The sequence below is a fragment of the Novipirellula methanifontis genome, from assembly GCF_052161655.1.
Lineage (GTDB): Bacteria > Planctomycetota > Planctomycetia > Pirellulales > Pirellulaceae > Novipirellula.
In genome coordinates this window covers 2932314-2948825 of record NZ_CP197418.1, presented here as the reverse complement: position 1 = coordinate 2948825, position 16512 = coordinate 2932314, and the positions used below count along the sequence as shown (strand labels likewise).

The 16512-nt window shown below is 55.1% G+C and carries 14 protein-coding genes; 8 read left to right on the top strand and 6 right to left on the bottom strand.

The genetic code is table 11. The annotated features are described in order from the left end of the window. Positions 1-87 precede the first annotated feature (87 nt). From SH528x_RS10335 to ahr, 5 genes are all read left to right on the top strand, one after another. The gene (locus tag SH528x_RS10335) at positions 88-1467 is read left to right on the top strand and encodes a sulfatase-like hydrolase/transferase (RefSeq protein WP_442510446.1); all 1380 of its coding nucleotides are present in this window, start codon (positions 88-90) and stop codon (positions 1465-1467) included. A gap of 370 nt (positions 1468-1837) precedes the next feature. Continuing rightward, positions 1838-2503, top strand: coding sequence for a hypothetical protein (locus SH528x_RS10330; protein WP_442510445.1), 666 nt, complete (start codon positions 1838-1840; stop codon positions 2501-2503). Continuing rightward, positions 2500-3168: a DedA family protein gene (locus SH528x_RS10325; protein WP_442510444.1), complete on the top strand. Its 669-nt coding sequence runs from the start codon at positions 2500-2502 to the stop codon at positions 3166-3168. The genes SH528x_RS10330 and SH528x_RS10325 overlap by 4 nt, the downstream gene beginning before the upstream one ends. A gap of 763 nt (positions 3169-3931) precedes the next feature. Beyond that, the gene (locus SH528x_RS10320; protein WP_442510443.1) at positions 3932-6016 is read left to right on the top strand and encodes an FAD-dependent oxidoreductase; all 2085 of its coding nucleotides are present in this window, start codon (positions 3932-3934) and stop codon (positions 6014-6016) included. Positions 6017-6247: 231 nt separating this feature from the next. Then, positions 6248-7252: an NADPH-dependent aldehyde reductase Ahr gene (ahr, locus tag SH528x_RS10315; protein ID WP_442510442.1), complete on the top strand. Its 1005-nt coding sequence runs from the start codon at positions 6248-6250 to the stop codon at positions 7250-7252. A 183-nt stretch (positions 7253-7435) separates the two neighbouring features. Here the strand turns inward: ahr and SH528x_RS10310 are convergent, their stop codons facing one another. Continuing rightward, entirely contained in the window at positions 7436-7636 is a 201-nt protein-coding gene (locus SH528x_RS10310; protein WP_442510441.1) for a hypothetical protein, read from the bottom strand. Next, entirely contained in the window at positions 7633-8247 is a 615-nt protein-coding gene (locus SH528x_RS10305) for an AAA family ATPase (RefSeq protein ID WP_442510440.1), read from the bottom strand. Before SH528x_RS10305 ends, SH528x_RS10310 begins: the two co-directional genes overlap by 4 nt. A gap of 310 nt (positions 8248-8557) precedes the next feature. On the opposite strand from SH528x_RS10305, the gene SH528x_RS10300 reads away from it, so the two are divergent. Further along, the gene (locus SH528x_RS10300; RefSeq protein WP_442510439.1) at positions 8558-9952 is read left to right on the top strand and encodes a pectate lyase family protein; all 1395 of its coding nucleotides are present in this window, start codon (positions 8558-8560) and stop codon (positions 9950-9952) included. A gap of 288 nt (positions 9953-10240) precedes the next feature. Here the strand turns inward: SH528x_RS10300 and SH528x_RS10295 are convergent, their stop codons facing one another. Beyond that, the gene (locus SH528x_RS10295; protein WP_442510438.1) at positions 10241-11728 is read right to left on the bottom strand and encodes a sulfatase; all 1488 of its coding nucleotides are present in this window, start codon (positions 11726-11728) and stop codon (positions 10241-10243) included. 307 nt (positions 11729-12035) lie between these two features. Between SH528x_RS10295 and SH528x_RS10290 the strand changes: the two genes are divergently transcribed. Further along, positions 12036-12386 (top strand): DMT family protein, encoded by a 351-nt coding sequence (locus SH528x_RS10290; protein ID WP_442510437.1) that lies wholly within the window; start codon positions 12036-12038, stop codon positions 12384-12386. A gap of 161 nt (positions 12387-12547) precedes the next feature. On the opposite strand, the gene SH528x_RS10285 is transcribed toward SH528x_RS10290, so the two are convergent. Beyond that, on the bottom strand, positions 12548-12871 hold the full coding sequence (locus SH528x_RS10285; protein WP_442510436.1) for a hypothetical protein: 324 nt from the start codon (positions 12869-12871) through the stop codon (positions 12548-12550). A 31-nt stretch (positions 12872-12902) separates the two neighbouring features. On the opposite strand from SH528x_RS10285, the gene SH528x_RS10280 reads away from it, so the two are divergent. Beyond that, positions 12903-13178 carry a hypothetical protein gene (locus tag SH528x_RS10280; protein ID WP_442510435.1) on the top strand — a complete coding sequence of 92 codons (276 nt, stop codon included), beginning with the start codon at positions 12903-12905 and terminating at the stop codon, positions 13176-13178. Positions 13179-13368: 190 nt separating this feature from the next. On the opposite strand, the gene SH528x_RS10275 is transcribed toward SH528x_RS10280, so the two are convergent. Both SH528x_RS10275 and SH528x_RS10270 read right to left on the bottom strand, forming a co-directional pair. After that, complete coding sequence (locus tag SH528x_RS10275) at positions 13369-14517, bottom strand: hypothetical protein (RefSeq protein WP_442510434.1); 1149 nt, start codon at positions 14515-14517, stop codon at positions 13369-13371. A 397-nt stretch (positions 14518-14914) separates the two neighbouring features. Then, a complete protein-coding gene (locus SH528x_RS10270) occupies positions 14915-16492 on the bottom strand; it encodes an alginate export family protein (protein ID WP_442510433.1) in 1578 nt (525 codons plus the stop codon). Between the last annotated feature and the right edge of the window lie 20 nt (positions 16493-16512).

The following is a 16512-nucleotide window of genomic DNA, read 5'->3' as shown; positions in this document are numbered from 1 at the left end:
AGAATGTACCGTCAACACCAAAGATTTAGCGGTCCACGCTAAGCCTCCGTTGGTCTCGCCACCCTCTACTCCGACAACTCTAGAAACATGAAACACCTCGCTTCGAAACTCGCCTTGGTCACCGCCGCGATTCTATGCATCGCCCCCCACATCAATGCCGAAGAACCCAACATCGTCTTCATTCTCGTCGACGATCAGTCCTGGAACGGCACCACCGTACCGATGATTCCTGGAAAGGACTTCAGCAAAAGTAGCCAGCTCCGCACGCCCAATATCGAGCAATTGGCCTCGCAGGGAATGACCTTTTCACAAGCCTACGCCGCCCACTGCACATGCGAGTGTTCGCGCGCCGCCATCCAGATGGGGCGAACCACCACCACCCTGAACGCCCCAGACAAAGGTTCGCGAAACTGGAGCGCCCCCGTCAGCCAATCACTCGCCAACACCCTCAAGCGCGTCAACCCCGACTACCGAGCCGCCCACCTCGGCAAATGGCAATGGTCCCACACGCCGAAGTCCATGGGTTATGACGAGAGCGACGGCATCACCATGAACGAAGACGGCGATTCAACCAACCCCAGCGACCCGAAACTTTCCTTCAGTATCACGCGCCGCGCTAACGCATTCATGGAGCAACAAGTCGTTGACGGTCATCCGTTCTACCTGCAACTCTCCTACTACGCAGTTCATCCCCAACCCCAGGCGCTCGCAACGACGATCGAAAAATACCGAGGCCGAACCGCTCGACCGACCACCCCAGGACGTGCCGACCCGTCGGTAAGATCCGCCATGACCGAAGACCTCGATACCTGCGTCGGCGCGATCCTGAAGAAAATCGACGAGCTCAAGATCGCCGAAAACACGATCGTCATCTACATGTCCGACAACGGCGGACGTACGGACGTGATGAAAGGCGGCAAAGGTAATCTTGGCGATGGCGGACTTCGCGTGCCCCTGATCATAAGAGGCCCCGGCATCAAGTCCGGCTCCTACAGTGGCGTGCCTCTCATCAGCTACGACCTGACCGCGACGATCGTAGACTTCGCCGCACCCGGATCCTCCCTGTTCAAAGGCAACGAAGGAGGAAGTTGGAAACCCATTCTCCTCAATGGCGGAGTCGGCGAAGTCCAGCGCCGGATCGATCGCTTCGTATTTCACCAAGCCGTCGAAGTTGAACATCCGCAATCCGCGATCCGCAAAGGCGACTTCAAACTCCTCTACTACTGGGACACCAAAGAGGCCTTTCTCTACAATATCGAAGACGATCTGCGCGAAGATCGAAACCTCGCCATAGAAATGCCTGAGCTAGCGACGGCAATGCAAAAGGAACTCAAAGACCACGTACGCGCGGGCCTCGGTGAACAAGCCTATGCCGCCTTGGAACGCGGCGAATCCCCCCGCCGCCCCGGAGGCAATCCAGGAGGCCGCAACCCCGGTCCGCCTCGCCGCCAACAGAGGAACAGATAGGTCGACGCAATTCAACCGACTTCAAATTGCCCCCCGTCCTTTTTTTACCCGTCCCGTTTTTTTCCCTAACCAATTCCTCTTTTGATATTGCATTGACAAGACGTCAAAACGGTGGTCGGATGTGTCAAGCAATAATCGGTTTAGGACGACTTGCAAAATCCAACGAGGGTATCGGACGCTGTTTTCGATGACGCTAATTTTAATGACGCTGAGCGTCAATTCGGCGGTGTTTAAGCAGGTAGGCAGGAATCATTGGGTGAAATCCCGTTAGCCGTTTGGGCGCTAGCCCCGGTTGAATGTCGGAACCGTGGCTAGCGCCAAAGCGGCTAATATACGGAAAGACTCCTGCCTAGCTGCTTACGAATAGCGAATGAAGAAAAAGAACATGATGATTGCCAGGCAAAAGCTACTGAAATTTGCCATCGTCTTCGTAGGGCTTGGCTTGGTTTTCTACTTTGGCGGTCGCACGCTGGAATCTTATCGACAACTGCGATACATCCAAGAACAGGGCTTTGACACCGGAGACGCAGACGTTGACGCCATTCACCCGTGGATGACGATTCGTTTTATTGCCGCAGCTTACGCGGTCCCCCAAGAGTACATCTATGCCGAGTTGGGGGTCAACGCAACCGAACGTCGTCGCAATATCGACGTAAAGCACCTGAACGAGGAACTCCGTTTAGGGCGTTCGGAGACCGGTGACTACCCAGCCGTCATCGACCGCTTACGACAGATTATTCTGACCTATCACGAAAATCCTGTAGCGACTGGTCTAAGCGACGTACGAGTCTGGATGACACTGGAGTATATCGCGAATAGCTCAGGGATACCGATAACCACGATTGTTGACGAACTAGGGCTGGACAAGTTTGCTCTCCAGGAATCACCCTCAAGTGAATCGGGTAGCGACGATGAAGTTTACATCCACAAGCCCTTGGAGGAGTTGGCCCACGAACTGCGATATCCTCGTGGACCCCGCGGCCTAGTTGAGGATATCAAGGCCGTCATCACTCGACAGGTACAGGAGGTGCAATGAGTCTGTCGCTTACCCCGCTGATTGAACAGATCCTCACGTGGATTGCAGCGTACGGCCTGCTAGCGTTGGGGCTATCGATCTTTGCGGCTGCAGTAGGAGTTCCGCTGCCCAGCACTCTCTTTGTGATCGCGGCTGGGGCATTCATGCGACAAGGCGTTTTGGATGTTGTGTTGACTCCCGTTTGCGTGCTTGTCTGTGTCGTACTCGGTGATGTAGCTTCGTATGGTATGGGCCGCTATGCCCGCAGTGGCATCGAACGCCGCTTCGGTGGGCGTCGCACGTGGCGACGTGCGCGATCAGCACTGATCAAGCGGGGTGGAGTCGCGATCTATCTAACTCGTTGGATGCTTACCGCGTTCGCCGTTCCCACCAACTTGGTAGCGGGAGGCGGTGGCTATCCCTTTGTCCGTTTTCTTGCCTTCGATGTGGCAGGTGAAGTGACATGGATTCTCGTTTTCGGCGGACTCGGCTATGCCTTTGGCAGTCAATGGGAGGTGATCGGTAGTTTGGCCAGTGACTTTAGCGGCCTGCTAGTTGGTATCGTGTTCGTATCAGCCGGCGCGTATTTCTTGTTTGGGCGACGATTTCCGACACAAGAGCGTTTCGGAAAATGGACACGCAAAGATCAAAGCAAAGAACTCGACCGTCAAGAGCTGCAAGGCTGAGAGGCTCTCAACAGCCAGGTATGTCAAGCACTTGATTCTGGATCATGTTTCAGCCAGTTGCAGCGTCGACAAGTCGATGTCGATCTACCACTGCGAGAACATCACAGTACACGAGTTTTCGGGATCTGTCTGCGTTGGAGAGTCTTGGAGAACACTAATCAACGCTAATTGACGCTAATAGGGAAGGAAGAAATTGGATGCGTGTCATGGTGTTCCTGCCCTCAATCCCCCACATGTTTTATTAGTGGCAATTAGTGAAAATTAGTGTTCTTTGATCTCGTCCCTGAACGGTAAGCTGTCGATCCCACGCGGGTTCAAACCTGGCGTGATGTCTGTGGTCGCTCGTGACAGTAAGAGAGGAGCGGGGTCGTATAATGGAATCAGTGGTTCGACCTCCTTCCGCTTTTCGACTTCCTGCTTCTGCTTGTCGATCGTGTTCCGCAGAGGTCGGCGATGATGGGCGGCATGGACAAAATCCCCGCAGTGCGGCATGGACGGCGCCCGCCGCAGCTAACAACCTTTGATCGTGCTGACACCCTATAATTCAACGCTGTGAAGCATTTTCTCGTAGCTACCTTCGCCAGAAGGTGGTGATTCGTTTTGGGCGGCAACCATCCACGCTCTGGCGAGCGTAGCTACGGAACGCAAATGCCGTAATTTGCCTTCTCTAAATGCTTCGTAGCGTTACCTATAATTGCGTTTCGCAATCCCCGCCCACGAGTTGGTCCCCCCTGCAATCCCTCAGGAAAATCATTCCCTGGGAATGATTTTTCCTGACCTGCTTTCCCCCAAGATCCTCAAGCTAATGCGATTCAATCTTATCCTGCAAACTCTCCTCGCGGCCATCGCCATCCAGCCTGCACGAGCGGCGGATGTCGTGGTTTACGGGGATTCGCCCTCTGCCGTTACCGCTGCGATCGAGGCCGCGGAGAACGGGAAGGATGTGTTGCTGGTCTCACCGGTTGAACACCTCGGTGGGATCATCGTCAATGGCCTCGGCAGCCAGGATGTGGACCCGCGAGCTGGCAATGCGGCGCCGATCGGCGGGCTCACGAATGAGTTTTTCATCCGTATCGCGAAAGCTTACAATCCCAAAGCCACGTCGCCGAGATACAACTTCCGCTCCTCGGTCGCAGAGCAGGCTATCGACGACTGGCTCGCAGAGAAGAAAGTGCGAGTGTTACGTGGGAAACGCATTTCTGAAGCGGAGGGCGCAGTAATGAAGGAGGGCGGACGCATCATCGGATTCACATGTGAAGACGGGACGACGGTGCACGGGAAAGTCTTCATCGACGGTACTGTCGAGGGTGATCTTATGGCGCTCTCCGGAGTCAGCTACGCATGGGGCAGAGAAGGGAACGCCAAATACGGAGAGACAGTCGGCGGCGTGATCAACCCGACGCATGAACAGCAGTTTCGCGTAAAGGTCGATCCCTACAAGATCCCTGGCGACGCCTCCTCTGGCACAATTCATGGAGTGCAAAACGAAGCCGTCGGCACTCACGGGGATGCAGACAAGAGCGCGATGGGCTTCTGCCTCCGCCTGCCGCTGACGAAAGACTCGGCAAACAAGATCACCATCACGGCTCCGGAAGGTTACAAGGCTTCCGATTACGAAATCTACCGCCGCTTTTTCGCCGCCGGAGGCATCAATGACTGGCTTGATGGTCCAGGCACCGTTTCGACAAACCCTCGAGCTCGCCTCAACGATCTAGGCAGCTGGCACGAGCTTTCCGCGAATTTCTACGGCCGCAACCACGGCTACCCCGATGGCACCTACGCCCAGCGCAAAGCGATCTACGATGAACACCGCAGATACACGCAGGGTCTGATCCACTTCCTTTCCACCGATCCAGAAGTGCCCAGTAAGATCCGCAGCGAATGGTCGCAATGGGGCCTCTGCAAGGACGAGTACACCGACAACGGGGGCTGGCCGAGGATGCTGTATCTGCGCAGTACGCGGCGAATGATCTCCGACTATGTCATCACGGAGGCGGATGTGATCGCTCGCCCGAGAAAAGACAAATCAGGCAAGATCCTCCAGCCTGCCCCGCCGGTCGAAGACCCTATCGGGATCGCTTGGTGGTTTGTCGATCTGCACGCAGCGCGGACCGTGATCAAGGACGGGCAGGTTTACAATGAAGGTGCTTTCATCAACTACCAAAACTACGCTCCGTTCGGCATTCCCTACCGCTCCATCACTCCCAAAAGAACCGAATGCACCAACCTGCTTGTCCCCTCCGCCCTTTCCGCAAGCTATGCGGGATACGGAGCTGTCCGGCTGGAATGGACCTACATGATCCTCGGCCAATCCGCAGGAGCTGCAGCCGTCCTTGCTCTGGAAGAGGACATCCCCGTGCAGGATGTAGCGTACGCGGAACTCGCAGAGCGTCTTACCGCACGAGGCCAGAAGCTATCCCCGCCCGACGCCACAAAACTGTCGGGAATCATCGTCGATGATCATGATGCACAGGTGACTGGCCAGTGGCTGCCTAGCAGCTTTTCCCCAGGCTTCCATGGAGACGGGTATCTCCACGACAACGCGGAGGGAAAGGGTTCCAATTCCATCCGTTTCACGCCCGATATTCCGACGGCCGGCGAATACGATGTTTACACCATCTGGAGCAGCAACCCTCCTCGTGCGAAAAATGTCCCCGTGACAATCACCCATGAAGGAGGCACAGAGAAGATCTGGCTGAACCAGCAGCAGGGCGGCTACAACTGGAAACTCATCGGCAGCTGGAGATTTTCAAAAGGAACAGCGGGAAACGTCCTTTTTGAAACCAAGGACACCGAGGGATACGTCATCGCGGATGCGGTTCGCTTCGTGAAAAAAAATAAACCTTAGGACGCGGAAAAACGTGTCGGGACGTAGCTGACATGTTTGTTTGGCGAATCAGTTACCGGGTAACAAAGTGACCTGATTGGTTTCAAATGCCCCCAATCCCTTCGATTTTGCTGAAAGCGATAAAGAAGGAGTCTGGCATGGCATTTGCGTTTTGCGTTCACTTATTACTCTCGCATCGAGGCAATCGTTCCTCGATAAACTGTTCCGCTCATCCAATCCAAGAACTCACTTATGACCGCCATCCACGCATATGCCGCGACCAAGCCCGGCGGACCGTTTGAACCTTTCAATTATGACGCCGGGGAAATTGGACCGGATGATGTCGAAATCAAGGTCGAATCCTGCGGTATTTGCCACAGCGATCTCTCGATGCTCGATAACGAATGGCAGATCACGCAGTTCCCCTTCGTCGGTGGTCACGAAGTCGTCGGTCGTGTCGTGGCATTAGGCCAGCATGCACTGGGGTTGGCCGAAGGTGACCTGGTGGGTTTAGGTTGGACTAGTCGCAGTTGCATGCACTGTGACGAATGCTTGTCTGGCAATCAAAACCTTTGTGTCTCTGTCCAAGGCACCATCACGCATCAACACGGCGGGTTTGCCGATCGGGTGCGTTGCCATTGGGGCTGGGCAACAAGGATTCCCGAAGGCGTCGACCCCGCATCGGCGGGTCCGTTGTTGTGTGGCGGCGTGACGGTGTTCAGTCCGCTGGTGCAACACAATCTGTCGCCGACTGCCAAAGTCGCCGTTGTCGGCATCGGCGGTTTGGGGCACATGGCGCTTCAGTTTTGCCGTGCTTGGGGATGCGAAGTGACTGCAATCTCGCGCGGACGCAGCAAAGAGGACGAGGCTCGTAAACTGGGTGCAAACCACTTTGTGGCGACCAAGGAAGATGCCAACCTGAAAAACGTGAATGGAAAATTTGATTTAATATTGAACACGACTGACGCAGCATTGCCTTGGGATGCCTACATCGCCGCGCTCGCACCACGCGGAGTACTACACACGGTCGGCGCGGCGGACAAAGTCGAAGCGTCGGTACCTCCAATGATTGCGGGGCAAAAATCATTTTCGTCGTCCCCAATCGGCAGTATCGTTGCGACACGAACGATGTTGGATTTCGCAGCCCGTCACAAAATCGCGCCGATGACGGAAGTCCATGCAATGAGCGACATCAACGAAGCGTTTGAAAAGCTACGCAACGGATCTCCCCGATATCGGTTAGTGCTGATGGCGTAGCCGATGTTGCCAAGCTGAGGCAACCACACCGCCGGTGGGAAACCGATTTCGGCGACATGGAGCGATCACGTCGTCCGGCTCGCCCGAAGCAGGAAAAGGGGAGCGGTCAAAAAGTGAAATCAGCGGTTCGACCCATTGCCTCTTTACGTCTTCTGACTGGCTGTATCGACAGCCATCGCAGCTCTATTCCTCGCCGGCCGCCGGAGGTTGCTCTGGAGGTTCATCGAACTCAGGGGAATGCGGATCGAGCTCGACCACCTTGCCGTCACGCCAAACTACGATCGGCGTGTTATGATGTCGCGCTCGCAATAGCACATCATTTGCCGCTTGTTCCATGGCAGCATTCGCTTGCTTCACAATTTCAGGCGTATCGTCGCGAATCATGGCAATAACTCCGGGGAAAATTGCTTGAGTTCAGCAAAACTGGCGTCGTCATAGACTCGCCGGTTGCCGTGTTGTTGTCCGACGATGATTTCAGCAGGTCGGCTGGATCCATTGTAGACAAACCACTCGTCCAGTACTGGCATATACAACGACGCGAAGTTTTTGATTCCCAGGTCGTAGCGGCGTCGAATCGTAGGTTCGGGAATGTTGTGACCGCCTTCTCTGACACGAGTCGCAACACGAGCAATAGCTTGTTCGACTGATGGAAGCCAGATGAAGAACATGGCCACTCGGTATCCGAAATCATTCTTCATCGCCCCCAGTCTCCTCGCATGAGCACGGCCGGCGAGCGTCGTCTCAAATCCGAAGGTCATTTTGGCCGCAGACAATTCGTCCATTCGATCGAGCATCAAGCGTCCAGCGGCAGACGATTGCGATTCGGGATTGAATGGCGATAGGCCAGCAGCAATCAAATCGGCGTTCACGAATTCCTGGCAACCAGCAAACTGCGGCAGATACCGACCAGCGAACGTCGTCTTGCCTGCACCATTGGGGCCGGCGATGACGTAAACGGTTGGCTTGAGCGATTCGGAAGACGTGTTGGGATTCATTTGATGTGGATTCTACAGAGTCCTTGGTCAAACGTAAGCTACTTCGAGATCTCTTCAAGCAAAGACCTGGCAGGGGCAACCCAATGTTTTAGCATGTTGTCGATTGCATCGAGGCATTTTTCTCTCATTTGCGATTGCGAGGCGGATGTCGATTGCTCGCCGAGACGCAACAGATCGCGATCGTAACGTGGAATCAGCAATTCAACCCCTTGCCTTTTTCGTCTTTCCACAATCCTAGACAATGTCAGTAGACTGATTCAGCTCCATTGTTGCTTAGAAGTGAACCAGCCGTATAGTAAATTGAAAGCCGATGAAGATCTCCCTCACTCATATCGTTCTCCAAATTGCCCTGCTCCTGGCGGTGTCGGCAACGCCTCTCGTGGCCGACGGCGAATTGCCGGCCTTTCCCGGCGCCGAAGGGTTTGGCGCGGAAACGCCCGGCGGCCGGGGCGGTCAAGTCATTGAAGTGACTACTCTCGACGATGATGGGCCCGGCAGTTTCCGCGCCGCGTGCGAAGCGAAGGGCGCCCGGATCGTCGTGTTTCGAACCGGTGGAATGATCGAAGTTCATTCACCCATCGTCATCCTCGAGCCATTCATCACGATCGCGGGGCAAACGGCGCCGGGAGACGGGATCACCCTGAAGGCGGCACCGGAAATGCGTCAGACGGTCGTGCAGGTCGCCACCCACGACGTCGTCATTCGCGGTCTGCGGGTTCGCCGCGGTCCATCCCGCGAGAAGACCGTCAATGGCGACGCGATCAGCATTCACAATGTAAAGGCAGTTCCCCAGCGTATTGTCATCGACCACTGCTCGATCAGTTGGGGGACAGACGAAAATTTGGATGCCTGGTATTCCGCTAGCGACATCACGATCCAGTGGTGCGTCATTTCCGAGGCGCTCGAAAACAGCAGCCACCCCAAGGGACCGCACAGCAAGGGGACTCTGATGGGGTCGGACGTCAGGCGTGTTTCCTATCATCATAATCTGCTGGCCCACAACGTCGCCCGCAATCCCCAGTTTTCCAACAACGAGGGCCCCGACCACATCATCAATAATGTGGTTTACAACTGGAAGTATTTCGGCAGCCAGTTCTCGACGCCTGAAAAGCAGGCCCCGAAGGTGAACCTCATCGGCAACACCTACCGGGCCGGCCCGGACACCCGCACGGTGCGTTACGAAGTGCAGCTCAGTAATTACCCGAAGGAACCGTTGTTTTACGTCCGCGACAACGTGGGCCCCCATCGCCCTGACGGAACCGCCGACGAGTGGGCCTTGATCGGCGATGCTTCCAGCGAGTTGGGGAAAGACCAGATGCTCGTTCCTGCGGCGAAAGAGATTCAGCGTCAGGAACCGTGGCCCGCCTCGCCCATCCCCGTCACGATCCATCCGTCCGGACAGGCTTACGAACTTGTGCTCGATCAGGCCGGGGTGACGGTGCCCCGGCGGGACGCCGTCGACAAAAGGGTCATCGCTGACGTGCGAAGCACGACCGGACGCTGTATCGACGACCCGTCAGATGTAGGCGGCTGGCCGAAGCTCGATCCCGGCACTCCTCCTGCCGATGCCGACCACGACGGCATGCCGGACCAGTGGGAGAAGGAACACGGTCTCGATCCGCATGATGCCAACGATCGAAACGGCAAGGTGGCCAGCGGCTTCACCCGGATTGAAGAGTATCTCAATTCCCTTTTCCGCCCGTGAACCAAAGTAGGAACGGTCAGGACGCCGTGAAGGTCGGTGTTAGGTTGGTGGGCGAGGCTGATCATGGCGACGACGCCTGGAAGGGTGCACCCACCAAATTTTGATTGGCAATCATCACGATAACCATTGCCATTGCCGACAACCGAGACGGACTGTGTGGCTCGTGGTTTGTCAAATGTAAAATTTAGGGTGGTCTGTAGTGGACGAGGCTACGAGTCCCTGCGATTTATCGCACTTCAAGGACTCGTGGCCTCGTCCACTACCATAAAATTCAACGCTGGCAAACCACTAGGGACGACGTTGCTGTTTCCTCTTCTTGTCGCCATTTTGGAACTCTCCGTCACGCTCTGCTTTGAAGCTTGGATTCAACGTGGATGGAGTCGGTGCCTTGGTTTCTTTCACCCACGCCAGTAGCTCTGATTTCATGGCAGTTGCACGTTCAGGCTGTTTTTCGGCCAGATCGACCATCTCGCTTATGTCCTCTTTGACGTTGTAAAGCTCAATGCTCTGATCTTCGTAGAAATAGAAGAGCTTGTAGTCACCCTGACGCATGACTGTCGCGGGAACACCTCGCCAATATCCCTTGTTGGTGCCGAAGATTGGTTTGACGATCGCGTCCCCTGTACCCTGGAGATAAAGAGGATAGTGCCAGAAGATTGAGTCGCGTTTCAGTTTGCTACCTCCAGAAAGCAGCGGAACAAACGATTCGCCATCGACGGGTTGGTTTTTCGGTAGTGTTGCTCCAGCAATATCCGTGAACGTTGGCAGCAAATCGACGCTAGTGATTGGCACGTCCGACGTTGAGCCTGGTTTGATTACGCCAGGCCATGCGGCACAAGTAGCAACCCTGACGCCTCCTTCGAACAACGCTCCCTTTCCACCGCGCAACGGTTTCATGGTTGTCACACCGGTTCCACCGTTATCCGATGAGAAGACGAACAGAGTATTGTTGTCGAGTTTCAGCTCTACCAGTTTCTTTCTTATTCGTGCCACGCTTGTGTCGACAGCCTCAATCATGGCCGCGTAAGTCGGATTCAACTTTTCACCGTTCGTGTTCTCCCATTGCTCCAGCTTGTCTTCGTACTTGGCAACGACATCCTTATCGGCGCGAATAGGCGAATGAACATCCCAGTGGGCGACGTAGAGAAAGAACGGCTCGTCTCGATTGTTTTCAATGAACTCAACCGCAGCGTCGGTCATCGTCTTGGCGACGGTAGGACTGCCGTAATGTTTATGCCCGGGACCGTCTTTTCCATCACAGGTGCTGAGGTCAAACCCCTGAGTGTCATCACCAAGATGCCACTTGCCAATCCGAGCGCTCGTATAGCCTGACGTTTTCAGCACCTCAGGGATCGTGGTGTGTTCTGCGGAAATGGAGTTGTTGCGAGATTCCAGTTCCATGTCACCGCTCGAAGCCCCTTTCGCTGGTACAAGCAGTCGCATGAATTGGCGGTTGCCTTTGGATTTGCCGCCGGGTGTATACAGCTTGTGGCGTGGCGTATACATGCCGGTCATGATGCAAGCTCGTGTCGGCGCGCAGTTGGGGCCTCCCGAATAGAACTGGTTGAAAACGATCCCGTCACTCGCCAATTTGTCGATGTTGGGCGTTTCAAAGAACTTCGCTCCCTGGAACCCGACATCACGCCAACCAAGATCGTCGGCCAAGACGAAAACAATGTTGGGACGTGTTTGTGCGGGGGCCGAGTTCGCGGCGTTGGCATTCCCAATGGGCACAGCAGCAAGCGCGAAGGCAATGAATCGATTTAGAACTCTCATGTTGATTTTCTCAGCTGATCCGACGGATGGAATTGCCCACGAAAAATTGACAGTGGATCGGCAGATATCAGACGACTCTAACAGGAGAACCGATTCATGGTTAAGCGTAGAACAATCAGCCGAGAGTTCAAGTTCGCGGCGGTCAAGAAAGTCGTTAAGCAAGGCTTATCCCGAGCCGCGTTCGGATGTTTGAAGAGTGCTTGGTCATACACAGATTAGGGACGGCATCTTGCTGAGTTACAAGGTGTCGAGTATTCCAATCCGCAGTTTTGAGTTGAATCAATTGAAGATTGCGGAGACGATGTGAATGGGGCCAGTATTTTGGAAGACGGCTGCGTTATTGGTGCTGTCGAATGTGTTCATGACATTTGCGTGGTACGCCCACTTGAAGAATCTGGATGGGCGACCGTGGCTGATTGCGGTGCTCGTCAGTTGGGGAATCGCGTTCTTTGAGTACTTGATCCAGGTCCCGGCAAACCGGATCGGTTACACGCAAATGAACCTCGGTCAATTGAAGATCCTACAGGAGGTCATCACGCTGTGCGTCTTCGTGCCATTCGCGGTGTTTTATATGCAGCAACCGCTGAAGCTTGACTACCTGTGGGCTACGATGTGCATCATGGGCGCCGTGTACTTCGTCTTCCGATCGGCAACTTGATGTCGGCCCTTTCTCTCTGGCGATCGTTGAAGTCTGAACTATCTATTGTCCGATAATTCCCCGTGTTTAAGAAGCTCCCATTGGGGTGCATTCGATAGTCGCCGCGGACAGTTGCCGAGGAACAAGTCTTCGCATTCCAGTACGGTGGAATGCTTCTTTCCTTAAGCGATGCACATCATGTAGAAACCTAGCGAGCCGACAGCAGATATTTGCATGAAAAGCAGAAAGTACGCGATCGTTCGCTTCGGGCCAAAGCGGATCACCCATATGCCGAACGCAAGCTCTAGTGCGGTCAGTCGAAACGCCAGCCATTGTGACTCTTGGAAATGTTGTCCGAACAGCTGACTTATCAGTACAGCTGGAAGAAAGCTAGGCATTCCTGCAACGAGCACTGCCAATGTCGGCAAAATCCGGTCGAGTTCGTCGTAGCCAACCACCCAGGCGTACGGCAATATCATACACCCGACCAGTGCGGATGCAGCCATGCGATGCTGTGGATTTCTTACGCAGAATGCTATGAGGCAAGCGAAAGCGCTGGCGCAAGCGATCCCACTCACCACGAGCGGGAACTTGGCGAACAATGCAATCGCGACGGCAACACCCGCGGTGAGTATCAGCAAGGTGCGAACCGAAAATCGCATCGGCGGGCGTGGGGCATCGCTTGTCGGTTTGGTCCTGATGGGCAACCACGGCAGAGCCATGCAAAACGCCGCGGAAGCAATCGCTGACCAAAGCGGCACCTTCCACAATAGCGTCGACGGGCGACTCTGGTCGGAGTCGGTCCACGCGTAGAAACCAGGTATGAACCAGCCCACGAGCAAGCTCGCCGCAATGAACAGCGAGAGAATCGGAACGCGCGATGCCAGCTTGGAGATTTCCATACTTCTTCGAGAGCCTGTTTCGGCTCGCCTACTGCGCTCACTTCCTAAAAAGAGACGCCCCCCAACCATTCGAGCTGTTCTAGACTTCCTGCCACCGATTTTCAACCATCGAGGGCTTTTCGGATTTCCGAGTGAAGTGCCGATCGGCTGGGGTATTTGCTTCGTAGCTCTTCGGCCTTGGCCCTCGCGAAGACAGGACCGAGCGTCTCTTGAAGAAGTTTCAAATCGCCAGCGGCTTGTTGGTACGAAGGCCGTTTCTTCTCTTCGATCGCCTGGTCAATACGGCGGAGAATCGGATTTGGATCGCTTGCGATCGATTGAATTTGCCGCTCGTGGTTCTCGCGTCGCGATCGTTCGACTTCCGCTTTTTGCCGAGCCTTCTCAGCCTCCATCGCTTCGCATCGCTGCCTTGCAACTTCATCGGCTCGCCGCCGCATCTCGCGCAGACTCCTGCGGCTCTGCTGGAGAACACTTGGCGAGAACAGTTGGGCCGTAATCTCCCGGAGCAACCGTTGCGGTTCCTGACTCGGATTGCATAAAACTCTTTGTAAGGCTGACCTCATTTGCTCGCGGTCTTGGCTTTGCAGCCATTCATGAATGCGTTCTGAATCAAGCGTTTGGTCCCGTAACTCAGCCGAAGCCTCCGCAGCCAAATCGAGTAGATCGCCGTCGACCTCGAGGTAGTCGGCTAGTCGATCGAGACTGGGGTGCGATTGCTTTAGTCCAGCGGGAACGGGCGGCTCCCAATCGTTGTCATCTTCGGCATTGGGATCAAACCAAGCACAGAGAGCCAAGTAGGCCACATACAACGGTCGCATGTCACCGCGATTGATCATTTCCCACAGTGGAACAAAATCGGACGCTAATGTTTCAGGCTCCCAAACCACATCGAACGTCCCCGCGTCGCCTTCGGGTAGAATCATCAGTGTGCCGCCGCTACCCTGCTCATCCGGTTGCCAGCAGATTTGGTCGCCATCGGTGTACTGATCGACCAAGTCCGCAAACTCAAACCCGTCGCGAAACCGAAAATAGAGCAGTCGGTGGCCGAAGCTTGAATAATGCACATGAAGGTCGTAACCTCGACGAAGCATCTCCAAGGCGTCGCCGTGAAAACGGCCAAAATTGTATTCGTTGGCAAACCGCCACTGGTCAATCTCCGCTCGCGAAGACTGTGAGAGCATAAATTTGATGGCTTCTTGATCAAGCGGCGACTCGATCGCCCTGAATTCGACCCATTGATATTCGGACATTAGCGTCTGATCCTCGTTTGCTGCAACGTTCACGGAGTGGACAAGGCAGCGATTCCCAATACCATCCCGCTCCACGCACGGACTCGTTTTCAGATCCACAACGACTCTAACGAGTATCCCCCTCGCAAAACAGCATTGTTTGATCTTGCAGTCCAGCAGTGAAGGGCACGTGCAGAGAATCCGACAAGGTCTTGGCTCAAGAAAATGTCAGATCCATAAGGATGCAACATCACGATGGACACCTCCACCGTTTGTACTCGCAGGCCGATCGGATCAGCATGTCGCTATCGAGATGCAGCACGTGCGCCGGCCCGATCTTTTGTTGAACGAGATCGCAGACACACATCGTCTGCCAGAACGGATACACGGACTGAAGGCCAGCTGCGATTTTCGCTCGCTAGAATCGCAGCGTTGACTGGATGTACGTGAATTCGCCGTCGTTGCCACTCGCTCCGTTGGCGGCAATTCCAGCAGGGCCGCCTTGGATGACGGGGCTGTCGAAGTAGTCGCCTGCCCACAGGTAGCTGTATCCGACCAAAAAGTGCGCTCGCGGCGAGATGCTCCAGCGCAACTGCAAATCCAACTCGTGGCCAACCTCGTTGCCCGCAGACCCGGTGGGATCATGGAACGCTGCCGCTGTGCCGTTGGTGTACAGCGCGTCTCGGCGGTTGGCGAGCCAGAAGTTGTGGAAATGGATACGACATTCCAGGTCGTCGCGGACCGCAAGCGAGGTCTGAAGATTCAAGTCCTGAATGTTTTGACGCCCCGTCAAATCGGCGTATCCCAAGTAAAAGTGTCCACGAGGCTCAAGCTGGTAGAACGTCCCGTGAACGCCGTCGTTCAAATCGTCGTCGCCCGACGCCCAGTCGTAGAACAGCCATGTGGTCGGCTTAAGCGGCAACCTTTCAAAGGTGTGCCCGAGTCCGACGGTTGCAAAGGCAGCCGATTGACGGGAAGTCGAAAAACTTCCGAATTGGTAGCCGCCTTCGAGTTCAAACCGCAGGTCACCTTCGTTGCGAAAAACGCGACCTCCGATCGTGTGGACATCGAAACCACCAGGAACACCGGCGAAGGTTTGCACGCGTTCATCGTCTTCGGTCATCCCAAAGTAATAAAGGTCCTGTCTCACCGTATCGGTTTTCGCTGTACCAAAGACCCCATAGAATTGTCGGCTTTGGTCTGGAGTGTCAAAGTTGTGATCGTCGGGCCGATGCTGTCTCGGATCGATCGGCCGCACCCAGAAGGCGTCAACCCGTGCCGAATCTGACTTCCACCAACTCCGCACGCCATCGTGGGTCAGTGGCGTGTTCCGCCACGGACGGCTGGCGACGAGACGCTGTGATCCATAGTGCATTTCTTGGCGTCCGAAACGCAGCCACCATTCTTGATCGTCGCCACCGCTCAACAGTAACGCATCAACGGCAAGCATTTGCATATCGAAACGATTGACTTCGCTGGCGCGCGGCGGCAGATTTTCGCCATCGCTAGTCGCATCAATCGCTTGCCCGAAGACACGCAAGTTGTCTCCGATATGGATGTCCGCGAACAAGAACGTTTGCGACAGCAAGAATTCGTCGCTGGCACCCGTCAATCGGCGACCGCCGCGCAGATTGTTTTCGTTGTGATACCGAGACCGGAATCGACCGCCCAAGTCGATCGTTACGTCGCGCGAGGGACGAAGTCGCTTCAATTGCTCGCCTAGAAAAACTCCTTGGTACGACGGATCGTCGAGGTAGCTGAAATCGTTATCGATAAAGCTTTGCTTGTACGCGGCTCTGGCGACCTCAGCATCGTCGGCACGCGTCTGCGACGTCACCAAGGGTGAGATGGCAATCACGAGCGCGAATAAAAAAACATGCAGTTTGGGATATCGATTGACGTTCATACCGGCATAGATCGGAGAACCGCACGCCTCAGCGATAAGGAAAACACCACATTTGGGGGCCGTATCCAACCGTTCAACGAGGTAGTTCAATTACAATCGGAGTAATCAAA